Genomic DNA, 13,276 nt, shown 5'->3' on the forward strand with positions numbered 1-13,276 from the left:
GTCCTTTCTGACAGCCGCTGCACCATAGGGGCAGGGCGCGGTGAGGGGCAAGTGTTGACGCTGCCTCAAAATCGTCATGTTTCGTTAGGGGAATCGCAAACACTGCATGTCAAAATGGACATGGGTGATAAATTGAGAGTGGGTCTCATGAGTTTTGATGTACTGGGTCCGGGAGGGCTTGATTACTTGCCGTGTCGCTACGGCAATTCCAAGGTTTTGTTTCGCGGGCCGCGTCGGTCACTGGATCAGCCATTTGTTGCGTTCTTTGGTGGCACGACCACCTATGGGAAGTTCATACAAACGCCATTTCCAGACTTGATCGAGGCATCGCTGGGAAAGACATGCGTGAATTTTGGCAGTCTGAATGGCGGTGTGGACGTGTTCGCAACCGATCCCTATCTGCGCGAAGTGTCGACAATGGCGGCAGCGACGGTGATCCAGATCACCAGCCCGCGCAACATGTCCAACAGGTTCTACCGTGTGCATCCGCGCCGCAACGACCGGTTTGTCGAGGCATCGGCGCTCTTGCGCGCCATCTACCGGGATGTTGATTTCGCCGAGTTCAACTTTACCAATCACATGCTGCAACGCCTGAATCTGGTGTCGCCAGAGCGGTTCCAGCCCGTGGTGGAAGAATTGCGGGCGGCCTGGGCTGCACGGATGCGTCTGGTTCTCAGCCAGATTCCTGGCAAGACCATCCTGCTGTGGGCCAGTGACCGGGCACCGGAAGACATGGATGACTGCATCGATGCCGATCCGGCCTTTGTCACGCGTGACATGCTGAACACCGTCATTCCCATGGCGACCGAATATGTCGAAGTTGTCGCCTCACCCGAAGCGATGGCCGCGCCGACGGATGGCATGGTGTTTTCGGAGATGGATGCGCCCGTTGCCCGCCAGATGCTTGGGCCGCAGGTGCACCGCGACATTGCCGACGCGCTGAGCCCTGTTCTGAAATCCATGCTCTAGGCCAGGACGCACGCCAAAGAAAAAGGCCCGCTGCATCGCTGCAACGGGCCTTTTCAGTTTCTGGATGCGCTTTACAGCTTTTCGATCATCTCGGGGACGGCGTCGAACAGGTCAGCGACCAGCCCGTAATCCGCAACCTGGAAGATCGGCGCTTCTTCGTCCTTGTTGATGGCCACGATGACTTTGGAGTCCTTCATGCCCGCAAGGTGCTGAATTGCGCCGGAAATACCGACAGCGACATAGAGGTCGGGGGCAACAACCTTGCCCGTTTGGCCAACCTGCCAGTCGTTGGGCGCGTAGCCGGAATCGACCGCCGCGCGCGAGGCGCCAACTGCGGCACCCAGCTTGTCCGCCAGCTTTTCGATCAGCGCAAAGTCGTCTTCGGAGCCGACACCGCGACCCCCCGACACAACCACGCCAGCCGATGTCAGCTCGGGGCGATCGCTGGCCGCGACCTTGTCTTCGACCCAGGACGACAGGGCAGGGTCAGCCGCTGCACCGATGTTTTCGACCGAGGCCGAGCCGCCCGTGGGGGCCGCATCGAATGTCGATGTGCGGAAGGTGATGACCTTTTTGCCGTCGCCGGATTTCACGGTCTGGATCGCGTTGCCCGCGTAGATCGGGCGTTCGAACGTGTTGGCGTCAACCACGGCCGTGGCATCCGAAATCACCATCGCATCCAGCAGCGCCGCAACGCGGGGCATGATGTTCTTGGCGTCGGTGGTGGCCGGGGCGACGATGTGTTCGTAATCGCCTGCCAGCGACACGATCAGGTCCGCGACCGGCTCGGCCAGACGCTTGCCATAAACCGCGTCCTCGGCGCACAGCACCTTGGCCACGCCTGCGATGGTTGCCGCCTCGGCAGCGCCTGCGGCGCATGTCGCGCCTGTGGCCAGAACGGTGACGTCGCCCAATGCGCTGGCTGCTGTCACGGCCTTGGCCGTTGCGTCCATCGCCAGTTCGCCGTCGTTGATTTCTGCTAGAAGAAGTACAGCCATTACACCGCCCCCGCTTCTTTGAGTTTCTCTACAAGCTCTTCGACCGAACCCACCTTGATGCCTGCTGCGCGGGCTTCGGGCTCGGTTGTGCTCACGATTTCCAGACGTGGCGCCGCATCGACGCCGTAATCGGCTGCTGTCTTTTCTTCCAGCGGCTTTTTCTTGGCTTTCATGATGTTGGGCAGCGAGGCATAGCGCGGCTCGTTCAGGCGCAAGTCCACGGTGATGACCGTGGGCATGTTGACCTCGATGGTCTGCAAGCCGCCGTCGACTTCGCGTGTCACCTTGGCTTTGTCGCCCGCCACTTCGACTTCGGAGGCGAAGGTGGCCTGGCTCCAGCCCATCAGGGCCGACAGCATCTGGCCGGTGGCGTTCATGTCGTTGTCGATCGCCTGCTTGCCGCACAGCACGAGGCCGGGCTGCTCTTCGTCGATCACACCTTTGAGGATCTTGGCGACGGTCAGCGGCTCGATATCGGTGTGCACGTCATCCGCTGCAATCACGAGGATCGCGCGGTCTGCACCCATGGCCAGCGCTGTGCGCAGGGTTTCCTGCGCCTGTTTGACACCGACAGAAACCGCGATGATTTCCTCGGCTTGGCCCGCTTCTTTCAGGCGGATGGCCTGTTCGACGGCAATCTCGTCAAACGGGTTCATCGACATTTTTACATTGGCAAGATCCACACCCGATCCGTCCGCTTTGACGCGCACTTTCACGTTGTAGTCGATCACGCGTTTGACAGGCACCAGCACCTTCATGAACGTTCCTCTCTTCAAAAAGTGTCTCATCACCGACAAGACAAAATTACGACTCATCTTCGCTTTGCGAAATAATCGTTCCTCGCCGGTTTACCTAAGTCGCCGTAAGGGAAACAGGTCAAAATCGTCACGTCACAGCAATAAGACGCCGCGTTTTGCCGTCACTGCGCGCAAATAGGAAACATGCTAGAGTGCTGCAAAAGGGAGTGGCGATATGGAACGGGTTGTTGGGATGGGCGGGTTCTTCTTTCGCGCGAAGGAACCGGAGGCGCTGGCGCAATGGTATCGCGATACGCTGGGCATCGATCTGGTGCCGACGACGGCGGATCAAAAGCCCTGGATGATCGAGGCAGGGCCGATGGTGTTTTCGCCCTTTGCGGCTGACACCACCTATTTCAGCGCTGACAAGGCGTTCATGCTGAACTTCAAGGTGCGTGATTTGGCGGCGATGACGGCGCAGCTTGAGGCCGCGGGTATCGAGGTCAAGGACATGGGCGAAATGCCGGGGATCGGGAAGTTCGCGCATCTGCATGATCCTGAGGGGACACCGATTGAGCTGTGGGAGCCTGAGGCAGGTTAAGCGCAGGCTGTTACCCCCAGGGCTTCGCCCTTCCACGTGCCAAACGCTCCCCCGGAGCGTTTGCCGCTAGTCGCGGTTCGCACCTGGAACCCACAAGACATCATCCTTGCCGCCGTTGTTCGCGATCCGCGCAGCCACAAAGAACCAGTCGCTCAGCCGGTTGAGGTATTTCACGGCTGCGGGGTTCACCGCCTCCATCGTGGCCAGTTCCACCGACAGCCGTTCGGCCCGGCGCGCCACGGTGCGGCACACGTGCAGATGCGCCGACAGGGCGGACCCGCCCGGCAGGATAAAGCTGCGCAAAGGGTCCAGCGCGTCATTCATCGCGTCGATTTCAGATTCCAGCCGCGTCACCTGTTCATCGGCCATCCGCAAGGGCGGGTATTCCGCCTCGGCGTCTTTCTCCATATCCGGGCGGCACAGATCGGCGCCCAGATCGAACAGGTCGTTCTGAATACGGCTGAGCGCGGTATCGACGTCGCCCGACGCCTCCAGCCGGGCCACGCCGACAAACGCGTTGAGTTCGTCCACCGTGCCATAACCCGTCACGCGCATCGCGTGCTTGGCCACCCGCGCGCCGTTGCCAAGCGCGGTTTCGCCCGCATCGCCGGTCTTCGTATAGATCTTGTTCAGTACAACCATGCTCAGTTCCCCGTTCCACGCAGTGCGACATAGGCCAGGATCAGCAGCACGGCCACAAATTGTGCGCCGATGCGGAAGCGCATCAGTTTGTTCGAGTTGTTCTTGGCCCAGCCCGACCCTTTGGCGAAACCGCCCAGGCCCAGCATCAGCACCACAACAACGGCCAAACATGCCAGTACGATCAGGATAAATAGCGGGTCTTGGGCCATGTCCCTCGGTCCTTCTTGTCAGTGTTGCTGCGTGATGTAGCCGCTCTGCGCCCAAAAGCGAACGTGTTGTTCGCTCACCCCCGAGAAAGGACCCAATCCAGCGCACGGGTCGGCAGGATGCGGCGCAGCGTGGCCATGATATACGTTGGCGTGGTCACAAAATAGCGCGGACGCGGGCGCGGTGCCTCAAGAGCGTGTTGCAGCTTTTTCACGACGGCCTGAGGCGGAAGTTCGAACGGATCAGGGCCGGTATCTTCGTACAAGCGTTTGCGCAGCTTGTCGCGATACTGAGCGATGCGGGGGGACGCCTCCCAATCGATCCAGCGTTCGAAGTGCGGGATCGAATTGGCGCGGATGCGGCTGGTCACAGGCCCCGGTTCGATCAGAATCACATGGATCGGCGTGTCGCGCATTTCGATGCGCATCGTGTCTGTCAGGCCCTCGAGCGCGAATTTGGTCGCGTTATAGGCCCCGCGCCACGGCATCGTGACAAAGCCGAGCACAGACGAACATTGCACGATCCGCCCGTGCCCCTGCGCCCGCATCACCGGAATGACCTGCCGAGTCAGCGCGTGCCAGCCGAAAAAGTTCGCCTCGAAAATGGCGCGCAATGCGTCAGTGGGCAGGTCTTCGACAGCGCCTGGCACACCATATGCCCCGTTATTGAACAGCGCATCCAGCGTGCCGCCCGTGGCCGCCAGAACCTCCGCAAGGCCGGAGGTGATGGTGTCGGTGTCTTCATAATCGATCAGGGGGCTGTCAAAACCCTCTTCGCGCAGACGCTCGCAATCCTCGACCCGCCGGCACGCTGCAAAGACGCGCCAGCCCGCAGCGCGCAGACCAACCGCCGCCGCGTATCCGATGCCGGAAGAGCATCCCGTGATCAGGATTGTCTTTTGTGCCATGCCCGCGCCTCTCGTTTTAGGGGCGCAGTCTTAGCGTGCGTCAGCGCAGATGCAATCAGCCTTCGCTCAGCAGGAAATCCGCCATCCAGCCGACAGGGCCACCCGAAACCGCGCGCAGTTTGACCCAGCCGTTGCCGGGGTCTTGCAGGATTTCGACCTCGTCGCCGCGCACCAGCCGGTCGACAACCGAATAGCCTGTGCCCGGGCCGCCGCGCATGTTCACGCTGTTGCCGGTGACGCGCCGCGTTTCGTTGTCGGTTGCGACCTGTGCATTGCGCCCGAATTCGACGGGTGTGATCACCGCTTCGCCCGCGACGAGGCTGGGCAGAATGATTGTCGGTTCTTCTTCGCTCAGCGCTTCGGTTACGGCGGCTTCGATGGCAGGCGTCACCTTGGCGGTTTCGGTGCGCAAGGTGGGGGCAGGGCGCAAGACGTCGTTGACGGATGTGAGGTTCAGCGCGACCCGCGTGACATTGTCAGGCGTCGGCTGCGTTTGCGCAGTCGCGATCACCGTCTCCAGCTTTTCCTCTTCAACCAGTGCAGGCATTTCGATCCGCGCCTGGCGCGTTTCAACCGGGTCAAAATCCGACCCGCCGCTCATCTCGTAAAATGCCCAGCCTAAAAAAACAAATGAAACGATAATGAACCGCGCCATACCCTGCGTCCCCCCAACATACTATAGCACCATCAAAGCAGCTTGATGGCACAATGATTTCTTAACAGACGCAGCGATTCTGGGCACTGGTAAAAAACCTTACCTTTTCCCCGTTCGGGCCTGTTGTTGTGCGAAGGCAACGGATCGGCAGGCAGATTGGTTCCGGGCGTTGCGTAAATCACGTTGAACGCTTGTTCGCCCCTAATGCGCCCGCTACACAGCATCTATGTCAGATCAGGCCGACGCCCCCAACATGGACCTCTCAGAACCGCTGCGCCGCGCGTTGGGCGAGCGCTATCTGACCTATGCGCTGTCCACGATCATGCACCGTGCGCTGCCGGACGCTCGCGACGGTCTGAAGCCTGTGCATCGCCGCATTCTCTACGCCATGCGCGAATTGCGCCTGTCCTCGACCGGGGGATTCCGCAAGTCGGCCAAGATTTCAGGCGACGTGATGGGCAACTATCACCCGCATGGCGACGCCGCGATTTACGATGCGATGGCGCGTCTGGCGCAGGATTTCAACGTGCGCTACCCGCTGGTCGACGGCCAGGGCAACTTTGGCAACATCGACGGTGATAACCCGGCGGCCAGCCGGTATACCGAGGCGCGGATGACGGCTGTGGCCGAGGCGCTGCTGGACGGTCTGAACGAGAATGCCGTTGATTTTCGCGAGAATTATGACGGCACGCTGACCGAGCCGGTTGTGCTGCCCGCGCAATTCCCGAACCTGCTGGCCAATGGATCCTCAGGCATCGCCGTGGGCATGGCCACCAACATCCCGCCCCACAATATTGCCGAGCTGTGCGACGCCTGCCTGCACCTGATCAAGACACCGGATGCGCGCGACGACACGTTGTTGAACTACGTGCCCGGCCCCGATTTCCCCACCGGTGGCATCATCGTCGAACCGCCCGAGGCCATCGCGCAGGCCTACCGCACCGGCAAGGGCGGCTTTCGCCTGCGCTGCCGCTACGAGGTCGAGGATCTGGGCCGTGGACAGTGGCAGATCGTCGTCACTGAAATCCCCTACCAGGTCCAGAAATCCAAGCTGATCGAAAAGCTGGCCGAGGTCATCCAGACCAAGAAAATCCCGATCCTCGCCGATGTGCGGGACGAGTCCGCAGATGACATCCGCCTGATCCTCGAACCCCGGTCCAAGAATGTGGACCCGGATGTGCTGATGGGGATGCTCTATCGCAACTCCGACCTCGAGGTGCGGTTTTCGCTGAACATGAACGTGCTGATCGACGGGGTCACGCCTAAGGTCTGCTCGATGAAGGAAGTGCTGCGCGCCTTCCTCGATTTCCGCCGCGAGGTTCTGATCCGCCGCAGCGAGCATCGGATGGAAAAGATCGACCACCGCCTCGAGGTGCTCGAGGGGCTGATCGTTGCCTTCCTCAACCTCGACCGCGTGATCGACATCATCCGCTATGACGAAGACCCCAAGGCCGCGCTGATGCGCGAGGACTGGGGCAAGGATCATCCGCGCGCGATGAACGAGGCTGACTATGTTGGCCCCGGCCCGGGCGAGGGCGAGTTGAGCGATGTGCAGGCCGAAGCGATCCTGAACATGCGCCTGCGGTCGCTGCGTCGCCTCGAAGAGGTCGAGTTGCTGCGCGAACAGGCCGCCCTGATGGAAGAGCGCGCCAGCCTCGAGGACCTGCTGGAAAGCGAAGAGGTGCAGTGGCAGGCGATTTCCGACCAGCTCAAGGCCACCAAGAAACAGTTCGGCAAGGACTATGAAGGCGGTGCGCGCCGCACCACCTTTGCCGAGGCGGGCACGGTCGAGGATGTCCCGCTCGAGGCGATGATCGACCGCGAACCGATCACGGTGGTGTGCAGCCAGATGGGCTGGATACGCGCGATGACGGGCCATATCGACCTGACCCGCGAATTGAAGTTCAAGGACGGCGACGGCCCGCGCTTCATCTTCCATGCAGAGACGACGGATCGTCTGGTTGTCGTCGGCTCGAACGGGCGGTTCTACACGCTGTCGGCGGCCAACTTGCCCGGCGGGCGCGGCATGGGTGAACCTTTGCGTCTGATGGTGGATTTGCCGAACGAGGTGCAGATACACTCGATCCTGACCCATCAGCAGGGGCGCAAATTGCTTGTGGCTTCCTCTGCCGGGGACGGGTTTGTCGTGCCCGAGGACGAGGTGCTCGCCCAGACCCGTACCGGCAAACAGGTGCTCAATGTGCGCGGCGATGTGGCCCTTGCGGTCTGCACGCCCGTGTCCGGCGACAGTGTCGCGGTTGTGGGCGACAATCGCAAAGTGTTGGTGTTTGGCCTTGATGAACTACCTGAAATGGCACGCGGCAAAGGCGTGCGGCTTCAGCGCTACAAGGACGGGGGCCTGAGCGATGCAACCACCTTCACCCTGGCAGAAGGACTCAGCTGGCGCGACCCCGCAGGACGCACCCGCACCGAAGTCGAACTTGCCGAGTGGCGCGGAAAACGCGCAGGCACAGGGCGGATGGCCCCCCGCGGATTCCCCCGCGACAACAGATTCACCTGACGGTCTGCGCGTCTCCTTTACCGGGGGGCGCGGGGCGGTGTTCTGGCTGGCGCTCAAGACCGGCTTCTGGTCGATCCTGACCCTCGGCTTCTACCGCTTCTGGATGAAAACACGGCTGCGTCGTTATTTCTGGTCCTCGATCCGCCCCGGCGGGCATCCGATGGAATATGTGGGCGATCCGTGGGAAAAGCTGCTGGGCTTTTTCATCGCCGTCGTGATCCTGACCTTTTACATCGGCATCGTGAACCTGCTCTTGATGTTTGTCAGCTTTTCGCTGTTTGACGGCAATGTCGTCGGCTACGCCCTCAGCTTTCTCGGGGTGATCCCCCTGTGGTTCTATGCCCGCTACCGTGCCCGGCGCTACGTTCTGGGGCGGACCCGCTGGCGCGGCGTGCGCTTCGGGCTGGAACCGGGGGCTTGGGGCTATGCGTGGCGGGCCTGCGTGCACTGGCTGATCACCATCTGCACGCTCGGGGCGCTGTGGCCGCGCATGACGTTCTATCTTGAGAAATACCGGACAGACCGCACATTCTTTGGCTCGGCCAAGCTGACACAAGGGGGGCGGTGGACGATGCTCTATCGTCCTGCGCTGCCCGTGATCGGCGCAGTCGCGGCATCAGTGCTCTGGGTGGTCTGGGTGACCTGGATCGACCCGATTGGCGCGTTCTGGGCCGCCATCATCGACGCCTTCCTGATCGAGGTGTTTTCCTACGAGGCATTCCTGGCCGATGGCGCGCGCGACCCCAACAAGGTGTGGCGCTTGTGGCTGCTCGGCCCCCTTGTCATCGGTCTTTACGTGGGGGCGGTCCATTATGTGTTTGGCGCGCGGCGGCTCATGGCCAATCACAAGACAGCACCGGGCGTGACCATCGCCTCGACCTTGCGGACCGGGCGGGTTGCCTGGATTTTTGCAGGCGGCACGATCCTGGCCTATCTGGTGCTGACACTGGGCCTTGTTCTGATCATGTTCATCATGCTGCCCATCGTCGGGTTCAACGTGCTGGAAGAGATCGGCGGCGTCGATCCCGACATGACCTTCGATGCGCCGCGCTGGGTGTCGATATCGGCCTCTGTCATTCTCTACTTCGGTGTCTTCCTGCTGTGGTCGGTGGTCTACAACACCTTCGTGACGTTCCCGCTGATGCGGCACATGGCGACCTCGACGGCCTTGCCCGTGGATGATGGGCTGGCCGAGGTCAGCCAACGCGCCCGCGATGAGTTCGCCGAGGCCGAAGGCTTTGCCGAAGCACTGGATCTGGGGGCGGCGATATGACGAAAGCGTCCTATTTCGACGGGGATACCCCGACGCCGGTGCCCGTCTATGTGACAGCCAATGCCGAAGACACGCACCTTGTCCTTGCCCGCGAGGATGGCACCAGCGTCCTTTGGCCCAAGGCCGAGGTCAGATCGCTGCTGGATTTGCCCGACGGCATCGACACCGTATTGCGGCTGACAAGCGACCCGGTTGCCCGTCTCCATGTGCCGAACGCAGGGACATTGCCGCATCTTCCGCATCTGTCGCGGCGCGCGCCGCCCAAGGGGCGCGGGCGTCTGGCCCTTTGGGCAACGGGGGCTGTGGCTGCGGTTGCCCTGCAAATCGGTGTGCTCATCCCCCTGATGGCCGACCAACTGGCCGCCGTCATCCCACCCCGCGCCGAACGCGCGCTGGGCGAGGCGACCTTTGCCCAGATCCGCGAGGCGCTGGGCAACGAGCGTCTGGGCCCTCTTGCGCTCTGTGAGAGCCCGGGCGGGCGCGCCGCACTGGACGAGATGGCCGCCACCTTCGCCCCGTCCTTGCCGGACAACACCGAAGTGTCGGTGTTCGTGCTGAACCACCCGATGATCAACGCCTTTGCCCTGCCCGGCGGAAATGTCGTGTTCTTTCGCGGGCTGATTGATGCCGCCGAAGCGCCCGAAGAGGTGGCAGCCGTCTTTGCCCATGAACTTGGCCATGTGGTCAGCCGTGATCCAACGCGGCACGCCTTGCGCTCGGCGGGCAGCATCGGGGTGCTGGGCCTGTTGTTTGGTGACTTTGCCGGGGGTGCGGTGGTGTTGTTCCTGACCGAACGGCTGATCGACGCCAGCTATACCCAGTCCGCCGAGGCGGCAGCAGATGCCTTTGCCCACGAGGTGCTGGAAGAGGCGGGCGTATCCCCGGCGGCGCTGGGCGACATGTTCGAACGCCTGCGGGACAAGTACGGCGACAATGACGGGGTCGTGGCCCACTTCCTGTCGCATCCGTCCCTGTCCGACCGCATTGACGAGGCGCGCGCGGCGGCGCCAGAGACGGCGGACTGGACGCCAATCCTGTCGGACGCGCAATGGGCCGATCTGCAAGCCATCTGCAAATAGCTAGGCAGGTTCCGCCGTCAACCAGACACCCCCTTGCGGGCGCAAGGTCAGGATCATGACCGGCTCGGGTTCTTTGCCGGGCACGGGCGAGAATTTGAACCGGCTGAGGATGGTGGCAAGGATGATCACCGCCTCTTGCAGGGCAAAGGACGCGCCGATGCAGATGCGCGGCCCGTCGCCAAAGGGCAGATAGGCATAGCGATCCACCGACTTGCGATCTGCAAACCGGTCCGGGCGGAAGGCGTCCGGGTCGTCCCACAACAGCTTTGAACGTTGCAGCGCGTAGATCGGGATGATGCAGGTGTCGCCCTTGCGCACTTCGCGGCCACACAAAACGTCGTCTGCCATAGCGGTGCGCGACACCATCCCCGCGGGCGGGTAAAGGCGCAGCGCCTCGTCGATGATCTGGCGGATCAAGGGCAGGCTCTCAACATCTTCGCCCGTCGCGGCACGTCCATTCAGCACGGATTGCGCCTCGGCCCGGGCGCGGTCCTGCACATCCTGATCGAAGGCGACCAGGTACATCGACCAGGCCAGGGTCAGGGCCGTGGTCTCGTGACCGGCCACGATAAAGGTCAACAGGTTGTCGCGCAGCTCTGCCGTATTCATCTTGCGACCCGATTTGGGGTCCTCCCCCTCGAGCAGCAGGTCGAGCAGATCAGGCACCCCGTCAGGGCCACGTTGCGCGCGGACCTCGATGGCGCTGTCGGCCACCGATTTCATGTCGCGCATCGCCTTGCCGGACATCACGCGGCCCGGGCGCGGCACCCAGTCGGGCGCGCCAAGGATATCGAACAGGGAAATCTTGCCCGCTTCCGAGATGTAGTCGTCAATGGCGTTGTGCACGCTGTCGCGGTCGAAACTGTCGCCGCCGGAAAAGGTCACATCGGCAATGATGTCGAAGGTGGTCGTGACCATCTCGTCCAGCAGATTGACAGCCTTGGGGCCTGCCGCGGCGATCCGTTCCGCACTGCGTTCGGCTGCGCCGGTCATGATCGGGGCGAGGTTCATCATGTTGCGATGGGTGAACACGGGCGCAGCGGTGCGGCGCTGCCAGCGCCAATGCGCGCCCTCGGCAATGAACAGCGAGATCCCCGATGGCGGGCTTCAGCAGGTTCTTGGTCACGATCGACTTGGGGTAGTCGTCCAGACGGTCCAGCAGCATCTCGCGGATCGCGCCCGGGTCCATCACCATATGCCAGCGCTTGCCCGTCTTGCCAGACACCATCGGTTGGGTCGTCGCAATCTCGGGAATGATGCGCAGCACATTCTCGCGTGCCATTTGCAGGCTTTTCCACAATCCCCACGCCTCGTTGACCAGCGGGACACGCACGGGCAGACGGGCGGGTTGGACGGTATCGGGCATGATGGGCTCCTATCCTTGGGTAACATATATGCCGTCCGGCCACCGCGACAATTGCACCCGTGTCGCACCTGCGGTATCGCAGTGGGCAAGAAACGGGGAGAGTTCTGCAATGGTGCGTGTAGTTTTGGGCTTGGTGATGATGGGCCTGCTGGCCGCGTGCGGTGGGAATGCCGATCTGAATCAGCCTCCCGTGCCTCTGGGCGATTTCCGGCTCGAGCATAACATCGTGGTCGCCTCCAAGGCGCAGCGCGGCCCCCTCAGCCGCATGGCGACCGAAGAACAACTGCAAGCCGCCGTGCAGGATGCCATTTCCGAACGCTTCGGCCGCTACCAGGGGGCAAGCCGCTATCACTTCGGTATTTCGGTCGAAGGCTACGTATTGGCCCAACCCGGTATCCCTCTGGTGCTGGCGCCCAAATCCGCGCTGATCCTCAATGTGACCGTCTGGGACGATGCCGCAGGGGACAAACTGAACGACGAACCCGAACAGATCACCGTGCTTGAAACCTTCGGCACCGCCCCGATCATCGGCACCGGCTACACCATGACCGCCGAAGAGCAGCTCAAAGAGCTGAGCCAGAACGCCTCGAAGGCGGTTGAGCGGTTCCTCGTGAAACAGCAACGTGAGGAAGGGTGGTTCACACCCAAGGCGCAGGCCGCGACCTCCGATGTGCCCGAAACCGAAGTGGTTGCGGCGGAATAGGGCGGAGTGGGACGGCCCATGTCTTTTGTGACCCGCCTGTTTGGACTTGTTGGCATCGCCCTGACCTTGGCGGCATGTGACGAAGCGGCGACATCCGCAACATCAACAGATACGCCAGGACGCGTAATCGTTGCCAATGTCGTGGCCGTCGATATCACCGACTTCATCGGCATCCGGGGACGCGCACTCCAACGTGCCCCGCTCGAGGTGGCCAATGACATCACCTTAGCCGTGCAGGACGTGTTTTCCGGGCCCGGTGTGGCCAACGCCAACATCGCGCTGCGGCTGAAAGATGTCTTGCTGACCTCGCCCGGATCCGCCTTTGCCTTTGGCGGGCCCAGCAGCATCGTGGCGGACGTCACCGTGAGGGACGCGCAAACAGGCGACGTGATCTTTGGGCCGCAAGAGGTGCGCGGCACGTCCGCAACCCTGCGCGTGCCGGGGCTGATCGGGGTGGCGACCAGCCCGCCGGCCACGCGCGACTACGACCAGACCGTCGCAGGCTTTGCCGCCGCACTTCAAACCCAGCTCTCCGCCCCGCTTCAAACCGCTAACGGCGCTTGATTTTCTCCTACTTTCGCAATACATGCCGCGCGGAGTGAATCCGGGCATATGTCC

Annotated in this window: 13 protein-coding genes and 1 pseudogene; 7 read left to right on the top strand and 7 right to left on the bottom strand. The window is 62.2% G+C overall.

Going from position 1 to position 13,276, the window contains the following annotated elements:
* Positions 1-147 precede the first annotated feature (147 nt).
* Positions 148-969 (top strand): DUF6473 family protein, encoded by an 822-nt coding sequence (locus tag ACMHLQ_RS15650; RefSeq protein ID WP_415401637.1) that lies wholly within the window; start codon positions 148-150, stop codon positions 967-969.
* Positions 970-1,040: 71 nt separating this feature from the next.
* Here ACMHLQ_RS15650 and ACMHLQ_RS15655 read toward each other — a convergent pair whose 3' ends face one another.
* Positions 1,041-1,967, bottom strand: a complete 927-nt coding sequence (locus tag ACMHLQ_RS15655) for an electron transfer flavoprotein subunit alpha/FixB family protein (protein WP_415401638.1) — start codon at positions 1,965-1,967, stop codon at positions 1,041-1,043.
* A complete protein-coding gene (locus tag ACMHLQ_RS15660) occupies positions 1,967-2,725 on the bottom strand; it encodes an electron transfer flavoprotein subunit beta/FixA family protein (protein ID WP_415401639.1) in 759 nt (252 codons plus the stop codon). The genes ACMHLQ_RS15655 and ACMHLQ_RS15660 overlap by 1 nt, the downstream gene beginning before the upstream one ends.
* 214 nt (positions 2,726-2,939) lie before the next feature.
* Between ACMHLQ_RS15660 and ACMHLQ_RS15665 the strand changes: the two genes are divergently transcribed.
* Positions 2,940-3,305: a VOC family protein gene (locus tag ACMHLQ_RS15665; protein ID WP_415401640.1), complete on the top strand. Its 366-nt coding sequence runs from the start codon at positions 2,940-2,942 to the stop codon at positions 3,303-3,305.
* A gap of 66 nt (positions 3,306-3,371) precedes the next feature.
* Here ACMHLQ_RS15665 and ACMHLQ_RS15670 read toward each other — a convergent pair whose 3' ends face one another.
* From ACMHLQ_RS15670 to ACMHLQ_RS15685, 4 genes are all read right to left on the bottom strand, one after another.
* Complete coding sequence (locus tag ACMHLQ_RS15670) at positions 3,372-3,947, bottom strand: cob(I)yrinic acid a,c-diamide adenosyltransferase (protein ID WP_415401641.1); 576 nt, start codon at positions 3,945-3,947, stop codon at positions 3,372-3,374.
* Positions 3,948-3,949: 2 nt separating this feature from the next.
* Positions 3,950-4,156, bottom strand: coding sequence for a twin transmembrane helix small protein (locus tag ACMHLQ_RS15675; RefSeq protein ID WP_415401642.1), 207 nt, complete (start codon positions 4,154-4,156; stop codon positions 3,950-3,952).
* Positions 4,157-4,230: 74 nt separating this feature from the next.
* Positions 4,231-5,061 (bottom strand): SDR family oxidoreductase, encoded by an 831-nt coding sequence (locus ACMHLQ_RS15680; protein ID WP_415401643.1) that lies wholly within the window; start codon positions 5,059-5,061, stop codon positions 4,231-4,233.
* Between the two features lie 55 nt (positions 5,062-5,116).
* Positions 5,117-5,662 carry an SH3 domain-containing protein gene (locus ACMHLQ_RS15685; RefSeq protein WP_415401644.1) on the bottom strand — a complete coding sequence of 182 codons (546 nt, stop codon included), beginning with the start codon at positions 5,660-5,662 and terminating at the stop codon, positions 5,117-5,119.
* Positions 5,663-5,942: 280 nt separating this feature from the next.
* Here ACMHLQ_RS15685 and ACMHLQ_RS15690 point away from each other — a divergent pair, with 280 nt between their 5' ends.
* From ACMHLQ_RS15690 to ACMHLQ_RS15700, 3 genes are read left to right on the top strand one after another with little or no spacing between them, the layout of a single operon-like run.
* Entirely contained in the window at positions 5,943-8,237 is a 2,295-nt protein-coding gene (locus ACMHLQ_RS15690) for a DNA topoisomerase IV subunit A (protein ID WP_415401645.1), read from the top strand.
* Entirely contained in the window at positions 8,158-9,510 is a 1,353-nt protein-coding gene (locus ACMHLQ_RS15695) for a YjgN family protein (RefSeq protein ID WP_415401646.1), read from the top strand. The genes ACMHLQ_RS15690 and ACMHLQ_RS15695 overlap by 80 nt, the downstream gene beginning before the upstream one ends.
* A complete protein-coding gene (locus ACMHLQ_RS15700) occupies positions 9,507-10,589 on the top strand; it encodes a M48 family metallopeptidase (protein ID WP_415401647.1) in 1,083 nt (360 codons plus the stop codon). Before ACMHLQ_RS15695 ends, ACMHLQ_RS15700 begins: the two co-directional genes overlap by 4 nt.
* On the opposite strand, the pseudogene ACMHLQ_RS15705 reads toward ACMHLQ_RS15700, so the two are convergent.
* Positions 10,590-11,955: pseudogene (locus ACMHLQ_RS15705) on the bottom strand (cytochrome P450).
* Between the two features lie 109 nt (positions 11,956-12,064).
* Between ACMHLQ_RS15705 and ACMHLQ_RS15710 the strand changes: the two are divergent.
* A complete protein-coding gene (locus tag ACMHLQ_RS15710) occupies positions 12,065-12,658 on the top strand; it encodes a hypothetical protein (protein ID WP_415401648.1) in 594 nt (197 codons plus the stop codon).
* An 18-nt stretch (positions 12,659-12,676) separates the two neighbouring features.
* Complete coding sequence (locus tag ACMHLQ_RS15715) at positions 12,677-13,222, top strand: hypothetical protein (protein WP_415401649.1); 546 nt, start codon at positions 12,677-12,679, stop codon at positions 13,220-13,222.
* The last annotated feature ends 54 nt before the right edge of the window (positions 13,223-13,276 follow it).

It is taken from the genome of Tateyamaria algicola, from assembly GCF_047715485.1.
Lineage (GTDB): Bacteria > Pseudomonadota > Alphaproteobacteria > Rhodobacterales > Rhodobacteraceae > Tateyamaria.

Excerpts from the sequence above, each read along its gene's own strand:
- ACMHLQ_RS15650 (WP_415401637.1), top strand. The coding sequence starts at position 148 with ATGAGTTTTGATGTACTGGGTCCGGGAGGGCTTGATTACTTGCCGTGT.
- ACMHLQ_RS15655 (WP_415401638.1), bottom strand. The coding sequence starts at position 1,967 with ATGGCTGTACTTCTTCTAGCAGAAATCAACGACGGCGAACTGGCGATG.
- ACMHLQ_RS15660 (WP_415401639.1), bottom strand. The coding sequence starts at position 2,725 with ATGAAGGTGCTGGTGCCTGTCAAACGCGTGATCGACTACAACGTGAAA.
- ACMHLQ_RS15665 (WP_415401640.1), top strand. The coding sequence starts at position 2,940 with ATGGAACGGGTTGTTGGGATGGGCGGGTTCTTCTTTCGCGCGAAGGAA.
- ACMHLQ_RS15670 (WP_415401641.1), bottom strand. The coding sequence starts at position 3,947 with ATGGTTGTACTGAACAAGATCTATACGAAGACCGGCGATGCGGGCGAA.
- ACMHLQ_RS15675 (WP_415401642.1), bottom strand. The coding sequence starts at position 4,156 with ATGGCCCAAGACCCGCTATTTATCCTGATCGTACTGGCATGTTTGGCC.
- ACMHLQ_RS15680 (WP_415401643.1), bottom strand. The coding sequence starts at position 5,061 with ATGGCACAAAAGACAATCCTGATCACGGGATGCTCTTCCGGCATCGGA.
- ACMHLQ_RS15685 (WP_415401644.1), bottom strand. The coding sequence starts at position 5,662 with ATGAGCGGCGGGTCGGATTTTGACCCGGTTGAAACGCGCCAGGCGCGG.
- ACMHLQ_RS15690 (WP_415401645.1), top strand. The coding sequence starts at position 5,943 with ATGTCAGATCAGGCCGACGCCCCCAACATGGACCTCTCAGAACCGCTG.
- ACMHLQ_RS15700 (WP_415401647.1), top strand. The coding sequence starts at position 9,507 with ATGACGAAAGCGTCCTATTTCGACGGGGATACCCCGACGCCGGTGCCC.
- ACMHLQ_RS15710 (WP_415401648.1), top strand. The coding sequence starts at position 12,065 with ATGGTGCGTGTAGTTTTGGGCTTGGTGATGATGGGCCTGCTGGCCGCG.
- ACMHLQ_RS15715 (WP_415401649.1), top strand. The coding sequence starts at position 12,677 with ATGTCTTTTGTGACCCGCCTGTTTGGACTTGTTGGCATCGCCCTGACC.